We start from the raw sequence: 20744 nt of genomic DNA, 5'->3' as shown, positions 1-20744 counted from the left end.
TAGGAGATGAAAACAGTGCACAAGATTTATGGTTTATATGAGTACGGAATCTCCTTAAACCAAATAAAGAAGTTGGTTGAAAAGGAATTATCACTTGAGGATTTTATCCATCAAACCGAACACATCCATGAAATCCAGAAGACAAAACCTAAGTTGTACTCTGATATCATGCATGCACTACTTAATCTAGAAGATGAAAAAATAAATAATAGTCCAGCACAACTGGCTCATGAAGGTCTTTCTATGACCATCATTGATAATCTAATTCAATTAAATATAAGGTATCAAGATATCGAATCCTTAACGCTCGAACAGTATAATGAAATGAATGGTGCGAACAAAAACTCGGTATTCTCTAAAATACGAAGTGCCTATGAATCGTTAGAGTTGAATAAAGGAGTTATACCTTACAGCATGGTATCAAAAATTGTTAAAAATATTATTGATACGTTTAATCTTAATGATGTTATGACAATGGAAGAGCTAGAAAAAAGTATTCCTTACACTCTTGAAAACGGGACACTAGCTAGGATATTAAATGAACTTGAAGCAAAAAAAGCGATTCGCTTCGATGAGCAGAATCGAATCAAAAAAGTTTTCCCGAAACTTGATGAATATCTACAAAAGGATTTTGACGATAAAAAAATATTATTGGACTTTCTAGAAGGGAAACCAGTATCCGACTTAGCAAAAAGTTATCAATATTCACGACAAGGTATTTATAATATTTTAAAGCGGATTGTTGACAAGATGCCGCGTTTCGAGGAAGTCTATAAATATAGCGAGGTATTTGAAAAATTTAATATTGGCCAATCTCTGTTTTGTAAGTTATTTAACGAACCTTCCTATATCTATATGTTTTTAGAGTTGGTGTTAACAAAGGGAAATAAATCATTGCTGGATGATTTATTTAACAACCGTTATACGGAAGGACAAAGAAGAATGATTCTTGAGCAGTATAATTGTTTTATCGATAAGCACAGTGAAGTGAAAGAGCTTTCGAAAATGAATATTTTTGAAACTGTTGTTGAACAATATGCTCTCCTTCCTGTTAGGGACAAAGATTTGGTGGACAGATACAATGAGTATATCGCAAAACAAAACCTTCCTCCTTCTCTTATGAGTGATGAAACATCTATCAGGGGTCTGGGCGACCGAAGTAAAATTATTATTCGTGGAAATAGTCATACGTACCGCTATTATAACTACGATATTATTACACAGGATGTCATCTTAACGCTTTCTTCTCTATTACAGCTGGAAACAGGCGTTTATAGTATGAAAAAAATATTCAATGAGAACCCATCCTTAATGGAAGCAATTGACATTAAAACCGAGTATGAATTACACAATCTTTATAAACAAATGGTTCCTTTGGAACATGTCACCTATACGAGAATGCCGGAATTTGTGATTGGAAATATTTCCAAAAAGGCCTTCCTATTGCGATTATTTCATGAATACTCCCCTGTTCATATTGATGAATTCCTTGAGTTCTTAGAAGAATTATGGGGTATTCGCGCAGATTCAACACGAAGCTTTATTTTTTCGAATCTAAATGAATATTTGGATGGAGATATAATCAAGACGGATTACATTTCTTTATCAAATGAAGAATTAAAAAAATTATCTATTCAGTTAGATAAACCACTTTATACAGTGGATGAGATGATTTGCTATGGTGTAAAGGTAATATCAAATTTTGAAGATTATTATATCAATAATATGACACTTTCCAAATTAGGCTATACACTGCGTAACAATTATATTTTAAGCAATGACTATAACAGCTTGGATCAATATTATCGAGAATTAATACTATCCAAAGATTATTTTTATAATAATCATCTTCCTATTTACTCAACCAAAACTTTTTGGAGTGTTATGTATGATCTTGAAAAAAATTATGATATTCTCAAAGTGGAAAAAGATGTTTATATGACATACTCTAAATTTATTCAGGCTGGTATGAGCAAGCTTGATATTGACAACTTTAAGCAAGAAATTCTTTCAATGGTTGAAGAGAATCAATATTTTACCTTGTATTCCCTACGTCAAAATGGTTTTGAACATTATCTCGAGAACCTAGGTTTTTCCGATATTTTCTATGAACGAATAATTTGGTGTTTTGATGAAATAAGGTCGATACAAACTGCAACTGGATATGTATATAAAATAACCGACACGAAGTTTTCGCTAGGTGACTTTCTTTATGACTATATCTTACGAGAAAGAATTATTGATATCTACGATTTACTCGAAAAAATCCATTACTTATACGGCCTAACATTAGAAAAATCAAAAGTACTCTACATTTTAAGGGATACCGATGTTTTCTACTCGGAGGAATTATATAAATTATACGCAGATAAAGAGGATTATTATGAGGAGGTATTTGAAAAATGAGCGAAATTAATTTAATTGAACTAATTGGCGACGATATTATGAAAACAGATGGAACACGTAAATTAACCATTAAGGGTGAAACGAAAAACTATCCTGTCTATCGTATTCCATTAAAATACCTATATTACAATGATCAAAATGGCCGTATTGCCACGCACATCAGTAAATATATCGATGAACACGGCAGCTTTAACTTTGAGGATTTGGAAGCCTACAATAACATCGTTCATGATTTTATTGTCAATTCAAATAAACAAGCATTGATAAGTTTAAAAAAGAGGAAATCGAAGTATTAAAGAGACACGAAAAATAATATTAAATTATTTGGACAAAGATTGCCTGGTGTTGTTTTAAAAAACGGCCGGATTGTCGATGGTTGATGTAATAGAGATGTACGGAGAAGAAAATGCTACGGATTGGTTCAATGAGTTTCAGAATGAGCCCATTACTTTCTCTGAAGAAGAGGTAAGTATTATACGCAAAATTGTATTGACGAACATGCACCAAATAATTATTTGCTTCTTTTCACGATCTAATTCCTGAACTACTCTTAGCGCTTCCCGATATTTCGTTGTTTCTTTCACTTTTTAAACTATAATTTTTTAGATCTTATCCCGAAAGTTCATCTTTCGGGATTTTTTTGTACTTCTTATACCCTAAAAATAATTCTCCTATCCCCTTACCCCATTATTCATCAATCAAAGCGACGGCCCAGTACCCGCTTCACTTGAAATGACAATTTCTAAAGAATTCATGTGGCAAAGCCAAGTTCTCAAATTTCTTTGAAAAATTCATCGTATTCGATTTCAAGCAATTCCATGGAGGAACTGTTATATTTGCTAATTGTATCAATCATAATTAATTATCCTCTTTGATAAAAATTAAAAACTTAAACCTAAACTTTACTCCTTTTGACAGTTGATTATTCTGTGCTTTTTTCTGTATCATATTAAGATATCGTCTTTCCCTAGATTGATTTTCAAATAAATAAACGATGTAGGAAATAGTAGATATTTCTTTTTAAACAATTATTAGCGGAAGAAATTTAAATCTAACTTATTCGGTTTTTTCGTTAATGTTTATTTAAATTAGGATCTTGATCTTTTTAAGCAGATATGATACAATAGTGGAAAGCAATACGAAAGGGTGTTCGATTATGGAAGACCAAAATATAATTAGAGTCATTGAATTGTTTGCAGGCGTAGGTGGCTTCCGACTTGGATTAGAAAAAGCGAACAAAGACGTTTTTCATACAGTTTGGGCAAATCAGTGGGAGCCTTCGAAAAAGGCACAGGATGCTTTTGGATGTTACTCTCAACATTTTATTACGGGATTAGATGAGTTCAGCAATAAAGATATATCAACAGTACCTGAAGAGGTATTTCAAAGCTATAAACCTGATTTAGTGGTTGGTGGATTTCCTTGTCAAGATTACTCTGTAGCTCGTTCTCTTTCAGGTGAAAAGGGTATCCAAGGTAAAAAAGGAGTTTTATTTTGGGATATTAAAAGAGTAATAGAAAATACGATGCCTAAATATGTCATGCTTGAAAATGTCGATCGATTGCTGAAATCTCCTTCTAAGCAGCGCGGCCGGGATTTCGCCGTCATGCTTGCTACATTTAGAGATTTGGGCTACACCGTTGAATGGCGTGTTATCAACGCCGCTGAATATGGACATGCTCAACGAAGAAGAAGAACGTTTATATTTGCATATAAACACGATACTTCATATGAGAAAAGGATGAGAGAATTTCCGCTTGAGGATTTAGTTTATAAATTTGGGTTTTTCGCTGAATCCTTTCCAATTAAAGAAGTACCAGTTAAAGAACGTGAGGCTAAGACCGAATTAACATCAAGAGATATTGTGGAAATTTCCGATCATTTTTCCTTTAACTTTTTTCCAGCTGGTATCATGAGAGATGGTAAAATTTATACCATTCATCCGGAGCCAGTCGAGCATGAACCAACTCCATTAGGAAGAATTCTTCAAGATGAAGAAACCATTGAGGAAAAGTACTTCCTGACTCCTACAATGGAAGAGAAATTCGAATTTTTAAGAGGTCCTAAGAAAATTGAAAGAACCGCTGCCAACGGTCATAAATATATTTTTTCAGAAGGCGGCATGTCTCCAACCGATGATTTAGCCTTACCTGGTAGAACCATGCTGACTAGTGAAGGTACTGTTAATAGAAGTACTCATATCGTTCAAGTAAATGGACGTAAAAGATTTTTAACCCCTCTTGAATGTGAAAGATTAAATGAATTCCATGATAATTGGACTAATTCGGGGATGTCCGAACGTATGAGATATTTTTGTATGGGTAATGCCCTTGTTGTCGGATTAGTTAAGACAATGGGCGAATATATATTTGAAATTGAAGAAATGAATAGAAAAGAGGAAATGAAAGAACAAGATATTAATGCTCAACATGCAGTATAATGAGACTTTACGGCTGATACATCGTATCAGCCTTTTTGTTATAATTAAATCATTACATACCTCTAAGGAGTGTCACTTTATGATTTATCATACCCAAGAAGAATTGTTACATATGGCCCGATTGGCAGAAGGGAAAACTTTTGGTGAAATTGATCAAAGTGGTAGAATTCAAAATGAAAAAGCAAAGGGGCAACTTGGACAAATTGTTGAAGAAAGTTATTTTGGTTATGAGGTAAATTCAAGAAGTGAAGCTGATTTTTCGGAATTAGGCATCGAATTAAAAGTAACTCCTTTTAAAAAAAATAAAAATGGAACCCTTTCAGCTAAAGAAAGATTAGTCCTCAATATTATTAACTATGAAGAAGAAGCAAAAAATGAGTTTGATGAATCGAGCTTCTGGAAAAAAAACAAAGAAATCTTAATGATGTTTTATGAATGGCTTCCTGATGTCAAAAGAGCCGATTATAAAATTATAAAAGCTTATCTCCATCAATATCCTGAGGAAGATTTAGAAATTATTAAGCAAGACTGGAAAACAATCGTTGAAAAAATTAAAGCAGGATTAGCTCATGAACTATCTGAAGGGGATACAAACTATTTGGGAGCCTGCTCCAAAGGGGCAAATAAAAACTCACTGCGTCATCAACCTTACAGTGATATTATGGCCATGCAACGTGCATATTCCTTGAAACAAGGATATATGACTTCCATTGTTAGAAAAATCATTGATCAGGAAGATTTAGTAAAGTTTACATCAGCTGCTGAATTAAAACAAAAACCGCTAATTGAAATATTAAAAGAAAAGTTTGCCCCGTATTCTGGGTTGTCACTCGATAAAATTGCTTCATCAACAGGATTAACTATCAACCATCATTCAAAGAGTTTTTTACAGGAATTCATTAGTGGGTTACTTGGAATTCGTGGAACTAAGCTTGATCAAATAGAAGAGTTCTCCAAGGCGAATATTCAAATAAAAACAGTCCGTATAGAGCCTGATGGTTTACCAAAGGAGCATATGTCTTTCAAAAATATCGATTTTCAAACATGGGCAGTTGAATCTTGGGAGGATAGTTGGGTAAGAAATTATTTTGAGCAAACTAAGTTTCTCTTTGTAGTATTCCATTACACAGAAACAAAAAACAAAAATCCTAATCGAAAACTTTATTTTAGCGGAATTACTCTCTGGAATATGCCTACAAAGGAAATAGAAAGCCGATTAAAAGAATTTTGGTTGCATGTAAAGAAATTAATCAATACTGGTATCAAATTGGAGCCTGTCAAACAATCAACACGTATCATAGTTAAAAATAATTTACCGAAACCACGAAATAATGGACTCTGTCATATTCGTCCTAAAGCTAAAGATGGAAGTGATAAAACGTTATTACCAGATGGAAGAAAGATAACAAAGCAGGCTTTTTGGCTGGATAATACGTATATTGCTGAAATATGCACTAAGATTAAATAGTGTTACACGCTACCGTAAAAGTTCTCACTCTTGCGCAATTCTATACAAAACAAAAAAGCTAGCGTGATCTTAATTCTGTCCCAAGTGAAGCAAATTCACTTGGGATCTTTATTTTTTTGTATTTGCATTTTTTATTTCCTGCTTCTCTCCCCCCTCCCCCTTATAAAGTATTTTCGACAAGCACCTATCGATTAGTTGCTATCCTCAACCTCATTAATTAGCCAATTATAAAACGGCACTGGTCTTGTTGGGATGTTCTTGTTTATGGCCAGTCTGGCTGTTTTCTGATCAAAGGCATGGGTCATGTTGCGGATGGCTGCTTCGGCGTAGGCGGAGATATTGGGAATCGGGATTTGGTTATGTTTTTCTGCCTCGACTGTTTCTTTGACGAACGTGTCAATTAGAGTATGCCAGGAGTTTTTACTCCATCTTCCTGGTGCGTATTGGCTGTAAAGGGCATGACAGGCAGTCGTTAATGCTTGTTCGAATTGTTCACATTCGAAGAATGGGTTGGGCGTTGCTTGTAAATTAACAATATTTGTTTGATGATTATTTATTTGTTTTTTATTTCTTTGTTTCTCTTTATTTAATAGCTGTTTGTTTTCTACAGTCGAATTTGGACAGTCCATTTTCGACTTTAGAAAATCGACACTTGAAGACGCCTCTTCTTCCCCATTGGTTAAACAAGGCGAGGAAGTGGTAATTAGATGAAGAAACGACTCACTGATGTGTGTGATTTTATAACCCGCTTCGCTAACTTCCTTAATCATCTCACTCACTTCAGCAGCGGTAAATGCACTGTCAGAAATCTGGTAATAATGAAGGTTCTTCTTTCCGTCACGATAGGTGATATGAACCCAATAGTTGTTCTTTTCGAGTTCGGCAATAGCTGTGGTCACTGGCCCGCGTCCGAATTTGCTATAAAGATGGGTTTTCTTAATCGCCCAATCAGCGGGCATCGACATTAAGTGGGCAATTAAGCCAATCGTACGAATGTCGGTTAAATTTTGCAGCACTTGATTATGTATTTGGGCAAAATCGGTCGTCTTGCGGCGTTTAATAATTCCGTTGGTCATCTGTTTTTAATCTCCTTTGTTGGACCAGGTCCCATTTGGTTGTCGTTTTGATTTTGTTATCATGTTCGAGCGAGCGGAAGGGATTAAAGCTCCCCTCCTGCCCGACAGATTGTTCTCATTTATTTTTACTATAGCGCTTGTCGGAATCGAGGACGAAGGTGAGCCGTTTTGCTGTAATCGCTTCCAATTGTTCTGCATTTTTGATTTTCGTATTGAAGGAAGCAAGTCTGATTGGGAGTAATAGTGAAAAGCCATTGCTGAAGTTAATAAGCGTCTCGTGGTGGTGGCTTTTCGTTCGTGAAATATGATGAGGGTTAAACCAAATATTATCGAGATGATGAGGGGACTTTGATGGAAACAGGACGATGCGTTCGATCGGATTAACCATAATCGGATACATCTGGATCTTGCCTAACAACCGCTTTGAGGTAAGTGTGGCTCCTCTTAAGTCATAGCCAATCCATTTAATGCTTTCATCGATGATTTCTAATGGCGATTTGTCGACGATAAACGTTCGCTCCGTTTCAATGATTCGGGTACAAAGTTTCCCGTAACGATCATAATCGCCAATCATGTACACCAACTGCGGCTGGATTAAATATTGTTTTTCAATGAACAAATAACTTCGACCCCTTTAGTAGCAATATTGCTAGATTTTTTTAAAATAATTGGATTGTTTTCTCGCTTGAGGGATTATTCACACATCGATGTCTTGATACCACCTTTGCTGTTGGGATTTACTTTTAAATGGAACTATTTGCGGATGCGCAAATAGAAAGTAGTGTGTGGGAAAAGAGGGAAATATGAGCGTCAATCGCCTTTCGTGGATCTAATTTTCAAGTTTAAGTTTACCTTATAGCGTTGAGCATGAATTGGAATAAGCACCATTTCTTTAATGGGCATATAGTTAACTCCTTTAATCAAATGGGGTTCAAAACGGTTTCCTGTTAGAAGATAGGTAAAAGGTAAATAGGAGATTAAGTTATCAATTTAACAATATCGCGTGCAGATCATTTTCTGTGAAGTGGTTTTTAGGATGTTTTTCCACCGTATTTTATTGTTATAGGGGGGATTCGTCATGTTCATTCTCATCTTCATCGATGTCTTTTAGTAGGAGAATCTCATTCATATCTGAAATATTTAAAGCTTTAGCGATTTTCTCAATATGTAATAGTTCTACTCTTCGTCTTTTTTGATTTGCCAAAGCATTAAGGGCCGCAGGGCGTATGTCGGCTAAACGGCCTAATTCTCGCATCGAGATATTATGCTTTTTAATTAAACTATGAAGTTTAACAACTACTTTTTTACCCATAACGTCCCTCTCCCGCAATCTGTTAGCCTCTAAAATAGAAGTTATCATATACGAAAAAAGAATGTGGAACGCCTATGCGTATCAAAGTTAAATAAAATGTAAAATAAGAAAATAATTTTGAAAAGAATGCTCTTAGTGCAGTCATTCTTGGATGTATTTCCAAAAATTACAATATTTTTTTGAGTTAGGTCGCCATATTTCCGAGTGGGTTTAATTTTAAAAAATACTCGCCTTATGTATAGGCAATTTGACTTGCTTGGTTGAAATACCCCCTTTTTTTACGATATTTTATGTAAAGGTGGGTGCGAAATGTTCCTGGCTTAAATGAAATGTGATCACACAATTTCGGTAAAGGTCAGGCAATACTAGATTTCTAAGATTGAAGGGTTGTGTCGAGGAGTGAATGAGGAGGTAACGCTCTGCTCTGAAAGGCTTCCCCTGCGTCGAATAGTATGCTGATTAGTAAGGAAAAGCGTGTTATAAGCTCGGCCATTAGGTGCGAGAATTTACCGTAACAGAATTATTATTCTGCAGCGTCACATATTACAATAGATTAAAATGAGATGGGCAATCGTCTTGATTGCTTAAAAAATTTCTTGATTAAATTCAAATGTGCCCTATCATGTTCAACCTAGTGGAACGAATTGTACTGTTCCCTACTCGATCACCCAAGCATGAAGAAACCATTTGGCTGAATCCTGCTCATATTAAACGAACACTAAGTGTTAACAAAAAAACATTGATAATATTTTCGAATGGTTCATCCCTATTGATACCCGCAAGACTATCTTCCCTGAATACGAAAATACAAAACGCAGAGCAACTTGAGAGCTTAACCTCCAACACCAACTTACACATCCATACTTTTATTCTAGACACTAATAATCGTAAAACAAAAGAGAAACAATGAGCAATAAGATAAAAAAAGGCTGTTTAGCTTATAGGAACTATTACAAATCTATGAGCTACATCGATTTTTTTTCACAATTTTCAAAGTTGCAATTTTGAAAATGGTTGAATCTTAACATATGCTATTCCAGTTAAAAGATTTTAGAATAGCTTCAAATCCTATTTGTACCCCTTCAGGATGAGCGGCCATTCCAATTTGCTTTCGAACAGTTTCATTAGTTCCACAAAAACGCAAAATCAGGCCAGTGGGTCCCCCAATGAAGAAAAACATTACTTCGTCGGCGGCCGTTTTTACCACAGGAACGTATTCCCCCCTACATATAAAAGTTACAACATGTAAAAGCCATCCAATTAGGATGACTTTTAAAATTATTTTTCGGCAGCTAAATCTTCTAAAATGTGAAGGTGTTCAACCATTCCTCTAGTTAAATTTGGGTTTTTAGCAAAATAAGCTATTAGTTTCTTTTTAGTTGTATCTATTAGATTCTTATCAAAATCGGGTAAGTCGATGTATTCAATTTCACCGTATCTCGCTCTATAAATCGCGATACGATTAATTTATAAATGTTGATATGAATCCTCTTCAAAATCAGCTGCGTTTTTAACGTCTAAAGATATTTCATTAAGTAAAAAATATCCAACTATTTGAGCAATCTCTTGCCATTTATACCCTATGTTTTTTCCCGTTTTAATATCATATAATGTTCCGCCAATGATAATGTCAGCGTCTGCACCTCCAACAAAAGTAGAAGCAATTCCAAAGTTAGGGTTATATAGTATTTCACTATCAGGGTTGAGAATTGTTGGTATAAACCTTTCTTGAAAAACATCGCATAGTAATGTTTATCCCACATCCAGCTACTTACTCCACCTCCGTGTAAAAACACTATTAATGGAGCATTCTCATTTCCATACTCTTGATAACTAAAACCCAAATGCTTCACTCCTTTGTTTTGCTTTGCTATCAAACTAACCTCCCCGTTTGTGCAATATAAATTTCCTACTAGCGCTGTATAATTATAACCTTATATACAACAAAAACACACAGTGGTAAATACCTTGTCATTTATTGGAAAGAACTATGTCACTGGTGGTACATTTCATTGGTTGTAATCAAGCAGGTGTGCATATTTGGCATTATTTATGACAGACCTGCGATTGTTCCTTAACAAGGATAAAAGTTAAGTCAATGGTGGCGGACAATAGTATTTGCAATAATTTTAGCAAAACATTGTTGGTGGATCTCCATTCCGCAATTACTGGATCAAACATCCGCATATAGTGGCTCAAAACTCCGCACTGCTGGCTCAAACGGTCCGCAATACTCAGAAAATAAAAAGATAACCGTAAATCTGATTAAAAACATCATGATATACGGTTATTTGTCATGCGTACCGGAAAGGTACGCTTATTTTTACATTTCAGGCTTACCATTGTATTAACGATGTTAACAATTTTACCTTGTTAACATTAAATCAGAAGGAAGAAGCCACTTATTCTAGGTGGCTTCTTATCATACAAGGTTTATTAACTATTCTTTTCTTGCTTAATTGCATTTACAACATCGAATGAATCTTCACTTGATAAGAATGGGACTTGGGCAAATATCAAACTAGACTCCCCTGAAAGCCTTGCCGCTAAATGACCGTTGTCTAATAATTTTTCCGCACCCTTTTCTCCAAGAGCAATTTCTGAGGTGCCAACACTTTCAACTTTTAGAATTAATCTGTTACCTAAATTATCTCTTAACTGAATTGGTAATGCATCTTTATCCGGTCTTTGTGCAGCAAATATGAGGTGAATGCCAGCAGCCCTTGCTTTTACGCCTAACCTCTGCACGGACGAAGAAACTGTATTTTTATATTCATCTACTAACATCCAGTCAGCAAATTCATCATGTATCAAGAAAATTAAAGGCATTTTATTACCGTCTGGAGCTTTTTTATTATATTCCTTAATATTTGGAACCTTATTTTCTCTAAATGTCAGATAACGATTTTCCATCTCATCAACTAATGATTCTAATATTGTAGCAGCTTTATCTTGATCAATAATTATACCTTCAGATAGGTGAGGTAAATCCTCTAAACTTTGGTAGTCAACCCCAAATTTAGGATCTATTAGATAAACGTGAGCCATTTCTTCTGAATTTGTAGCACAAATATCTAGGATGAGGTTTTGAAGCAATATTGACTTACCACTACCAGTAGCTCCTGCAATAAGAGTGTGAGGTGCGTGTTGTTGTAATCCTTCAAACGCTCCACCTAAATTCAAATAAAGCAATTCTCCATCCACTTCCTTAACACCGACAAGGAAGTTCATATTCATACCAGGCATAATTTGCTTAACCTTCCGTCTTTTCCATATATCCCGTAAATAAATAACTTCACGCTCTGGCCTTGCAATAAATACAACTATTTCTCCAGGCCTTCCTACCACATTTAATACTTGTAGAGCATGAGTCGTTAATAATTGTGATTTCTTCCTTTCAACATCCTCAACTTTCAAATTATCAGAACCTTTTAGTCTAATAATTCCTGAGTTAGGTGTTAATCGAGATCCCAAAACTTTTGCCTGTAAATTGTATGACATTAAAGCTGTTTTTAGTTTGCGTTCTACTTCTTTTAACCATTCTTCCGAGTCATTTCCCACTACTTGCGAAACACCAGTGTCTATCCACTCTTTTAAATCGGTACTCCCCCAAAATTCCGAGGAATCGCCATCAACAGATTCGTTACCATTTCTTTCAGCTTCTGTTCTAGTAGATGAAACATTTTGTTCATTATTACTTACTTCGTCTGAATGATTTTTTTGCTGATTTTCTCCAGTTTGACTCTGAAGAGGCTCACTACTATTACCGCCACTTCCATCCTCTATTTCTTCTGAACTATCCCCAGATGGCGATACAGAATGTACAGTTTCCCATGGTCTTTCATCCCCAATTTCATTTCGGATAGGTGTTAAGTGCTCATTTTTGTTAATTCCTAATACAAGCTCTCTAACTTTTTCTCTATTGTATACTTCTTGGTAACAACCTTCTAACTCTGTTAGCTGTATTTGTTCACAGTCTAGGTTATTATCATCTGATGAACTTGACACAAATACTTGGGAGTATCCTTTTAAGTCAATTGGTATATTTCCATTTCTAATTCCCTCTCTCCACTCTTCCAATGACAGTGAAGATTCTTTAGTAAATTCCACACCTTCAACTAGCAAATCACTTATTCTAGCAAGCCAGAGATCTCTATCCAATCTCGTTGGGCTTCCATATAAGGCATTATTAATTCTCAATACTGTATCTTTTAATTGTTTTCGAGATATTTTTTTGGAATTTGCTAAACCCTTTATATCAATATATTTGCATTCGGTAATTATTACTTGGAGATAGAATTTACCATTTTCCTCTTTCGGACATAAAGCTAATATATCAGCAATTTGTTCTTCCTTCTTACCTAACCAAGAAGCGTAATCATCTAGGAAGAACCAACCAATTGATTCTGATTTTCCAAGCTCCGATATAATTAATGCTTTACTAAGGACTACACCAAGAAGTTCACTAGCAAACTTCCCTCGTTTTGCAGCTCTTAAGACAATATCCCCTGATAACATATTGGCTTCGCCAATAAATTTTTCTGCAAGTTTTACAAGTTCAGTTTCTTCTAATCCTAGGTTAAGTGCACTCAATCTTCTTTTAACTAAAATCTGCAATAGATTTAATTTTGATTTTGTTGATACTACTAAATTGGGCCCATTTGATTGACTGTGCTGATATTTTATAACGTTAACACCCTGATTTCTTAATAACCTTTGATCTAGCAATTCATCATAATTAGCAACCCATTCTCCGATTTTATGGGCTTCGTCAAAAATACTTCTAGTTTCTTCATTTTGAAAAGAGATCTGTCTTGATGGTAAGTAGTAATTTTCCTGATTATACTCATTAACATCACACACAGCTTGCAATGCTTTTAAATAAGACCATCCCACTGAAGGCTGACTTGGGCAAACTAAATAAGCCGTCGACTTTAATTCATCCTTTACAGTAGGTCTTCTTCTTGACCATCTTGGAGGATAATGTGTTAGAAGATCTGGTATTGTACTTTTATTAACAGGAGACCAAACAAAATTTGCTTCCCGTGAAATCACTTCTTGTAAAAATACAATATCTGATGGCTTCTCTTGATTCAAATCATCTACTGGAGCAGTATCTGCCATTACGCCAATTCTTAGTCTAGCCATGAAATCGCGTGATAACTCACTAGCAACAAATGTATCGGCATCCTCATCTGAACTTTCAACCATCTTCATGTATAATTCACTAAGTTTCTCTAAATTACGATGACGTAATACTACTTGACAACGAATATCATCATTTTGGTCACGAAGAGTTGACAAAGAGTCCACAATTGCTTTAGGTAATCTTGTAGAATCACAATTATAGAGAACCACACCTAGATTTGTACTTTCATGTGGTTGTAGCTCAATATATTTTTGAACCAGATTATATACTTTTGAACTTGCCTCTTTAGGATCCTCATTAGTTTGTAAGTTATTGAATTTCCTAACAGGTATCTCCATCAAGCTATACTCATTAACTGAATCCGTAATTGACAAAAGTTCAGGTTGTTTTCCTTTAAAACTAAATGAGACTTCAGGATAATATGGTTGGGTGAAATCATGACGCAAATCTGAAAAGAAGAGTTTTGAGTCGCCAAAATCAACTTCTTCAGAATCAAGAATCGTCTTGATTAGATTCCTAAACTGAATTGCCTTAATAGCTAAAGAAGCTAAACGCATTGGGTGCCATGGGGCAATAATTGACATTGGTTGATTCCCATTTATATGAACATTACCCAAGTTAAGTATGGGTTGCCATAACTCAACTCTATTTTTATCACTTGTAGCATGTGATTGTAACGACTGAAGAAGATTATCATATGCATCACACTGTGAAATTAATGAATCTGCTGAAAGCCCTTCATCTATAAAATCATTTATCGCCTGCCTGTATTTTTGTGAGAATCGTTCCCACTTGGAATTAACTTGTTGATACTCAGTATCAGATAAGCGACCTTCTTCAAAGGCTGATTTAAGATTCTTATCAAATAGTTTCTTTATATCGTTATTTGGATTATATTTCCCTATAAGAGACCCTCTATTTTGACCATACACTGCTTGTAATGTACCTACGTCATTTAAAGAGACTCCTTGTAATTTTCCTTTTTTACTTATTGGGTTCTTAGATACTCTAGAAAGTGGAAATGGATGTTTCCTTAGTCTCGACAAATCCTTATGTAGTTCTGATCCAATTTTATTAGGGTTACCTTTCCAAATTAATTGAACCTGGTGTGAGGGGTGGATTTCGTCCTCATATTCTAACTCTACATAAAATTTTATCTTAGTAGCATTCTGTGATACTGAATTGTTTGGTTTATATCTAGGTTTACTCTTGGCATCTTCTATAAGCTCATCATATTTAAATAGCCAATGAACGTCCCAATTAATATTTGGCTGCGTTAATACATCTAAACCCCTATATCTTGTACAAAAAAACAAGCCTATATCTGTATTCAATTCAAGCCATGAACTTTTACTGCTTTTCTTTTGTGTTTTAATGCTTAATATTTTTTTACCTACAATACTTCCACTTTGTGAAAAAAGCCGTTCAATAGCTTCTAATAAACCAGCAATAAAATCATCTGATTCTATCGGTTTACCGTATACAAATCTGTCCCACTTTGACTTTAAAGACCGATTTGCATCCAGTTCTTGACGACGACCTTCAAAAAACTCTATATCCTCCTCGTTAGGTTCAGAACTTGTCCTTTTTGATAGAGTTTCTAAGTAATCTATGTCATCTTGTGTAAGGGTGTCGGAATGTTCATCCTCTAAATATTCTAGTGTTTGGGTACCTAAATCTACTTTTTTTGTTTTTATTCCTGAGAAAAAAACATAAATATTATCAAGCTCCCACTCATAATTAGCCAGTTCAGCTGCTTCTTGAGTCCAACCTGACTTTGCCTGAATAAATTTATTTATAGATTCTTTGGCATGATCCGGAATGTCTTCTTCAACCTTGTTATATGAAGATTGCAGGTCTTCATTATCAATTATTTCTCTATTGGGATATTGTTTAACTAGGTAACATGCTCGTTTTGTTATTGCCGATTGATATAAATCTCCCCATCTCTTTTTATGACCTAAGAATTTTTCGGGGATGGCCTCAAAAAGTGCAGAGTCACGCGGAAGCCTCAATGATGGCAATGCCCATCCTAAAGCTGTTATTATTGGTACACTATCGTGTATAATCTTACCTCTAACTTCAACAATATATTGACTAAATCGCTCCAAACTATACTCACTAACCGATTGCAGACCATTTAATGCCTGTTTCCATATTTTCTTTTGCTCATCTGTAAGAGCTAACCCTGAACTAGCAACATTGACCCATATCTCAGGGTTACTTTTTAAATCCTTGGCACCAATAGTCGTAATATCTCTTAGTGATTGCCCTTGATCATCGTTCGTATTTGCTAAAATAATTGCAGGTTTATCAATAGGTGCATTTCTCCAATATGTTGTTTTCTCTTCAGTAATAATTTCCTGAGGTAATTCAAATTCCTCTACTAATTTACTAGGAATCTTAATCTCAATATAGGAACCTAATTCTGCATCCGCTAATATTTCCTGACAAATTCGGGCTACTTGTCTTCCAGTTAATCTATCTAAAAGAAAACGGGCTATACCATCAGACTCAACATCCATCCTAAAGTTAGACCTGAGGTATTCAGTTGCCACTTTACCAATTAAATCTAACTCATTCATCTAATTTACTCCTCTAACATATGGATTTTCAACATAGGCGCAAGCATCTGATAACCTTTTCAAAAGTCCCATACTAGATAATCTCTGTTCAAGTCTAATTGCGTTTTCAGAGAATGCCTCTTGATCAGCATCTCCTTCTTCCAATAATGCCTTGGCTTGACGATCACCAATCACAAAACCGTATTTAGCAAATAGACAGTCTAGAAACTCTTGAAACTCCATTTTATTACTAACATTACTTAATACGAGTGCCTTTAATAGAGTATCAGTTGGGGCATATCTTAATCTTCTACTACTTCTTTTTGAGACTAAACCAATTTCTTTTCCCCATACTCTGTGGAAATTTTGAACATGTTGTTTGTGTCTTATTGCAACCTTTTTTGAAAGTTCTTCTAATAAGCCAATTGGAGTTGTTGCTGATGCACTTTCAACATCTTTCCAGTAAAAAGCATTCTCGATTAGTTCTTTTGCTGCTTCAAAGGGTTCATCGGATAATTCCACCTGTCTCCAGGCATCAGTATTCTTTATTCCGAATATATACTCTTCGATTGCTTGTTTGGATAAATTATTATTTTCTGTGTATGATATGGCAGCTAAATCCCGTATTATTGTTTTTTGTGGTGCAATAATTTCCAAAACGAAAGATGTTTTTTTATTGTTACCTAACACCTCTTTAGATCGATTTAAAAAATAAATTAAAAAATGCAATCCAGTGATATTTACCAAATGAGGAAAGACATCATAGTTTGGCATATTACATTTAAAAAGGTTAAGCCAATCTTCTGATAGCAAGTCATATTCTGGCAGACTAGCAATTGGTAAATATCCGCCGTCTCGAGGTTGTCCACTATACCGCTCAACACTCGGTTGCAGTTTTGCAACAAGTCTATTTAGCGGTGATTTCCCATCGAGTATTTTTTCTCCTAAGTACTTTAGGATGTCATTTTTGTTAGAACTTCTAGATAACATTAAATATAGTAGTTCACCTGTTCTTCCAAAAAACCTTCTATCATTACTAATGCTTGACCCTGTTACTCGGACATCTTCATATAAACAATCTGGACCGTAAGGAAAAATAAACTGGGAACTCCACCTCTTATTATTCTCCCCTTCAATTGTTGTTGTTTGTAGAAATTTAATTATATCCGCAAAGTCCTGGAAATTAGGAAAGCCTTCTTTTAAATATGAAAAATCTGCTGAGCCTAATCCTCCCTTTTTATCATTCATTTCTTGAATCCATTTTTTCCAGCGGGCATTATTGTCATCGTATTCCTGCTCAATAATTTGCATCTGTGGATTATTAAAAAGAATATTTCTTAAATACATACGGGAATATGCAATATACTTTAACGAGTTATAATTATCTTCCTGGAATGCTCTACCCTCATTATATTCAGATTGGAGGACATTCAAGAATTCCATGAGACAAAGCCATGGTGTCTGCTCATCATATAGACGATGGCCCCAGATAGCCTCATCCACCCACATTCTAGGTGAATCAATACCATTAGGTCGTGGTAATCTTTCTATCATTCAAATTCAACCTCCACTGGACGGGTATAGAGCATCCCCTCGTTATTTAATCGAAGAAGTTCTAAAACGAGTCGGTCTGAATCATATTCATGAGCCCCTTCTAATTTCCTACGAGCTTCTAGTTGATTTATTAATCTACTTTTAAAGGCCAGAAGATCTTCATAACATTCTCTTGAAAAACTCCCTGGAAGTTCACCCTCTGCAACTCTAGAAATAAACTCATATCTAACTAAATGTAATTTTAAACTTACCGGTGTTACTTCAGGACTTAAGGACATTTTTACGGATAATAGTGGCTTCCCATTTTCAAGTGTAATATCTACACTCTCTCCTCTATCCGGTCTAACTGATATTCTAGATTCAAAAACCCTACTAATTTTGGATTGTGAATGACTACCTGAAGTTGATAGAAAAATACTATCGGTATCCTTAGTTAGTAACCCTGTGGATATTCTGTTTATTCCTTTTACTAATCTAGATAGTATTTTTGGCTGAACCCTTTTTCCATTCTCTAGTCTACGGTAAACGCTTTCTAGGAACTCCCCAGCATACTTGAATGTAGTTAAATCCCATACATTAATCTCTTCTACATCATAAATGTCAACAGAGAAAAATAATCGTTGCCTTTGCGATCTCAATCTATTTATGAACTTTTGGCTTTCTTCTTTATCAACATCACCCTCTAGGTAAGATTTTTGATGTGCTTTAAAGGTTTCATCTGCACCATAGTAAGTATCAGAGAGCATGTACTTATCATATAAATTAAATAATTCTGGATCATCATTTCCGTAAATTAACATATTGTCGATAAGATTATTACTTTCAGTACCAATACCAAAACGATTGAGAATCGAAAATATTTCGGTCTGTTCACGCTTACGTGACTTTAGATTTTCTCCAAATATATTTCTATAGATACTGGCTTTTGAAGCTGAATTTTCTTCTAATATTTTTGGTATTTGATTACAGCTCATCAATTTGTCTTTCGCCTCAGGATGGCCTAATATCATATTAGAAACTAGTAACAAAAGATGCCTTATTGGTATATGCACTTCGTTTAATTCACATAGTTCTAGTAAGTTTATTAACCTAGATTTAAGGACATTGTTTTCATCGATCCCCTTCAAACGCTTTCTATTCTCCCAAATAGGACATTTAGTTTCTTTGTATATACAATTTTCACACTCATTCCAACCTGGATGCTCAATAACTGAATTAACCACTTTTTGGAAGGTCCGTGCTGAGTTTGTTCTACTTAAATTAATTAACTCCAAATTGTAATCAGGGTGTTCTTCCAATTCATTAACCAATAAATCCTCAATAATGCCTGTTACTTCAACTACATCATATGTATAATCTGCCTTTTTCCATGCCTCAATAAGTTGCCCATCGTTTGCTGCAACAAGAAATACATTATTCCCACCATTTTTAATTGAGTCGGCTAAGTCATTAATAATATTTCTATCCTCTTCCGACAATTCACTTAGATCCTTAATAAAGAATATTGTCTTTTCCGGTAATTCCAATGATTTTATTGTGTCACCGTTATCCCAAACTTCCTTTGAACCTCCTAGTGCATTCCAAACCTCTCTACAATAGAATGTTTTTCCATCACCGGCAGTCCCTGTTAGGATGACAGTCTTTGGAAAACCTGAATTAAAGTTTTTTATTAACTTAGGTAAGTACTCGGGCTGTACCTTAATTGGTTCCATTCCTTTTCTTTGTATAGAACGTTGGATAGCTTCGTCATACATATTATCATTCCTTGGTATTGGTCCATATTGCCTAAGGAAGTTTATCCAATTTGACTTATATGTTGACATAATTAAGCCCCCTTTATCCTCTTATACTCGTATAGTACTATTCTAACCATATATTAACATATAAAACACTTATTCTTTATATTTTAAAAAGACAATAGACCTAGATATTTTAAATCTAGGTCTACAAGTTCATTCTTCTCCATATTTACTATGCATAATGACATACACAGGGTACATCATTTTCCTCAACAAGTTTCTTCGCAATTTCAGAATCCTTATCTAATTCCTGCCTATATTCTTCTAGGGTAAAAGGTTTACCATCCCTTTTAAGGATAGTAACATCACCTAGTTGTGCTCTTAACTTTTTTTCCATCTCTTCTTGTTCAATATAAACATCTGTCCATGTATCATAAAGATGCTTGTAATGATTAAAGCCACCTCTAACACACCGACCACCACAGTTCGCATGAGAAAAGCCTAGATGATACATCTCAGGAAGTTGAATTTTCCATTCTTCTGTAATTATTTCTTTAATCTCATCATCTGAAATGTTACTTTCATAAAGTGGAAATACTGTTTTAATTGGTTCGCCCAAAGGGAAATGGCCATAAAGAGCTTCAATTCCTTCTCTACGCCTCTTTTCATGTTTTCCAATGCCAAAAAATAATATTGGTTCATATCCTTCATCACGTAAGTCTTCCAAATATATCATTGTTTGACGTACCTTTAATTCAGATGAACATTTAGCTAATCTTGAATTTCCTAGAAAACGTGTTTCTTCAAAAACCTCTTCAGGCGTTCTTCCGTCTCTAACAGTAACAATATCTATTCCTATTTCTTCAGCCACCTCTACCATAAACCTCTTATTATCTTTATGCTCCCATAAGGTATCAGTAAAAAATAGAATCGAATTATCTTTACCGTGTTTTTGTACCATTAAATAAGCTACATACGAACTTGCTGCGCCACCACTAAACATTGCTATATAAATTGGTTTTTTATCACTCATATT

The 20744-nt window shown here is 34.8% G+C and carries 13 protein-coding genes; 5 read left to right on the top strand and 8 right to left on the bottom strand.

Annotation, left to right across the window (positions count from 1 at the left end):
• The first annotated feature begins 15 nt into the window (after nucleotides 1-15).
• The 4 genes from GNT69_RS23075 (at nucleotide 16) to GNT69_RS23060 (ending at nucleotide 6314) form a co-directional block, all read left to right on the top strand.
• Nucleotides 16-2406, top strand: coding sequence for a hypothetical protein (locus GNT69_RS23075; protein WP_203557348.1), 2391 nt, complete (start codon nucleotides 16-18; stop codon nucleotides 2404-2406).
• Complete coding sequence (locus GNT69_RS23070; protein WP_203557347.1) at nucleotides 2403-2702, top strand: hypothetical protein; 300 nt, start codon at nucleotides 2403-2405, stop codon at nucleotides 2700-2702. The genes GNT69_RS23075 and GNT69_RS23070 overlap by 4 nt, the downstream gene beginning before the upstream one ends.
• Nucleotides 2703-3562: 860 nt before the next feature.
• Entirely contained in the window at nucleotides 3563-4846 is a 1284-nt protein-coding gene (gene dcm / locus GNT69_RS23065) for a DNA (cytosine-5-)-methyltransferase (protein WP_203557346.1), read from the top strand.
• A gap of 79 nt (nucleotides 4847-4925) precedes the next feature.
• Nucleotides 4926-6314: a Sau3AI family type II restriction endonuclease gene (locus tag GNT69_RS23060; protein WP_203557345.1), complete on the top strand. Its 1389-nt coding sequence runs from the start codon at nucleotides 4926-4928 to the stop codon at nucleotides 6312-6314.
• Between the two features lie 191 nt (nucleotides 6315-6505).
• Here GNT69_RS23060 and GNT69_RS23055 read toward each other — a convergent pair whose 3' ends face one another.
• The 3 genes from GNT69_RS23055 to GNT69_RS23045 all read right to left on the bottom strand — a co-directional run bounded on the left by GNT69_RS23055 (nucleotide 6506) and on the right by GNT69_RS23045 (nucleotide 8702).
• The gene (locus GNT69_RS23055) at nucleotides 6506-7390 is read right to left on the bottom strand and encodes a hypothetical protein (RefSeq protein WP_203557344.1); all 885 of its coding nucleotides are present in this window, start codon (nucleotides 7388-7390) and stop codon (nucleotides 6506-6508) included.
• Between the two features lie 115 nt (nucleotides 7391-7505).
• Entirely contained in the window at nucleotides 7506-8009 is a 504-nt protein-coding gene (locus GNT69_RS23050; protein ID WP_203557343.1) for a competence protein ComK, read from the bottom strand.
• A gap of 441 nt (nucleotides 8010-8450) precedes the next feature.
• On the bottom strand, nucleotides 8451-8702 hold the full coding sequence (locus GNT69_RS23045; protein WP_203557342.1) for a helix-turn-helix domain-containing protein: 252 nt from the start codon (nucleotides 8700-8702) through the stop codon (nucleotides 8451-8453).
• A gap of 610 nt (nucleotides 8703-9312) precedes the next feature.
• Here GNT69_RS23045 and GNT69_RS26335 point away from each other — a divergent pair.
• Nucleotides 9313-9612 carry a competence protein ComK gene (locus GNT69_RS26335; protein ID WP_481747702.1) on the top strand — a complete coding sequence of 100 codons (300 nt, stop codon included), beginning with the start codon at nucleotides 9313-9315 and terminating at the stop codon, nucleotides 9610-9612.
• A 670-nt stretch (nucleotides 9613-10282) separates the two neighbouring features.
• On the opposite strand, the gene GNT69_RS26330 is transcribed toward GNT69_RS26335, so the two are convergent.
• The 5 genes from GNT69_RS26330 to GNT69_RS23015 all read right to left on the bottom strand — a co-directional run bounded on the left by GNT69_RS26330 (nucleotide 10283) and on the right by GNT69_RS23015 (nucleotide 20741).
• Nucleotides 10283-10579, bottom strand: coding sequence for an alpha/beta fold hydrolase (locus GNT69_RS26330; RefSeq protein ID WP_481747701.1), 297 nt, complete (start codon nucleotides 10577-10579; stop codon nucleotides 10283-10285).
• Nucleotides 10580-11138: 559 nt separating this feature from the next.
• Nucleotides 11139-16436: an FtsK/SpoIIIE domain-containing protein gene (locus GNT69_RS23030; RefSeq protein ID WP_203557340.1), complete on the bottom strand. Its 5298-nt coding sequence runs from the start codon at nucleotides 16434-16436 to the stop codon at nucleotides 11139-11141.
• Complete coding sequence (locus GNT69_RS23025; RefSeq protein ID WP_203557339.1) at nucleotides 16437-17969, bottom strand: methylation-associated defense system protein MAD7 family protein; 1533 nt, start codon at nucleotides 17967-17969, stop codon at nucleotides 16437-16439.
• Nucleotides 17966-19792, bottom strand: a complete 1827-nt coding sequence (locus GNT69_RS23020; RefSeq protein ID WP_203557338.1) for a hypothetical protein — start codon at nucleotides 19790-19792, stop codon at nucleotides 17966-17968. The genes GNT69_RS23025 and GNT69_RS23020 overlap by 4 nt, the downstream gene beginning before the upstream one ends.
• A 148-nt stretch (nucleotides 19793-19940) precedes the next feature.
• Nucleotides 19941-20741, bottom strand: coding sequence for a phosphoadenosine phosphosulfate reductase domain-containing protein (locus GNT69_RS23015; protein WP_203557337.1), 801 nt, complete (start codon nucleotides 20739-20741; stop codon nucleotides 19941-19943).
• Nucleotides 20742-20744 lie beyond the last annotated feature (3 nt).

Origin of the sequence: Bacillus sp. B15-48 (assembly GCF_016879755.1) — a bacterium.
Classification (GTDB): Bacteria; Bacillota; Bacilli; order Bacillales; family Cytobacillaceae; genus Mesobacillus_B.
The sequence above is the reverse complement of the archived record's forward strand: the minus strand, read 5'-3'. Positions and strand labels throughout refer to the sequence as shown.

Excerpts from the sequence above, each read along its gene's own strand:
- GNT69_RS23020 (WP_203557338.1), bottom strand. The coding sequence starts at position 19,792 with ATGTCAACATATAAGTCAAATTGGATAAACTTCCTTAGGCAATATGGA.
- GNT69_RS23025 (WP_203557339.1), bottom strand. The coding sequence starts at position 17,969 with ATGATAGAAAGATTACCACGACCTAATGGTATTGATTCACCTAGAATG.
- dcm (WP_203557346.1), top strand. The coding sequence starts at position 3,563 with ATGGAAGACCAAAATATAATTAGAGTCATTGAATTGTTTGCAGGCGTA.
- GNT69_RS26335 (WP_481747702.1), top strand. The coding sequence starts at position 9,313 with ATGTGCCCTATCATGTTCAACCTAGTGGAACGAATTGTACTGTTCCCT.
- GNT69_RS23045 (WP_203557342.1), bottom strand. The coding sequence starts at position 8,702 with ATGGGTAAAAAAGTAGTTGTTAAACTTCATAGTTTAATTAAAAAGCAT.
- GNT69_RS23070 (WP_203557347.1), top strand. The coding sequence starts at position 2,403 with ATGAGCGAAATTAATTTAATTGAACTAATTGGCGACGATATTATGAAA.
- GNT69_RS23015 (WP_203557337.1), bottom strand. The coding sequence starts at position 20,741 with ATGAGTGATAAAAAACCAATTTATATAGCAATGTTTAGTGGTGGCGCA.
- GNT69_RS23055 (WP_203557344.1), bottom strand. The coding sequence starts at position 7,390 with ATGACCAACGGAATTATTAAACGCCGCAAGACGACCGATTTTGCCCAA.
- GNT69_RS23030 (WP_203557340.1), bottom strand. The coding sequence starts at position 16,436 with ATGAATGAGTTAGATTTAATTGGTAAAGTGGCAACTGAATACCTCAGG.
- GNT69_RS23060 (WP_203557345.1), top strand. The coding sequence starts at position 4,926 with ATGATTTATCATACCCAAGAAGAATTGTTACATATGGCCCGATTGGCA.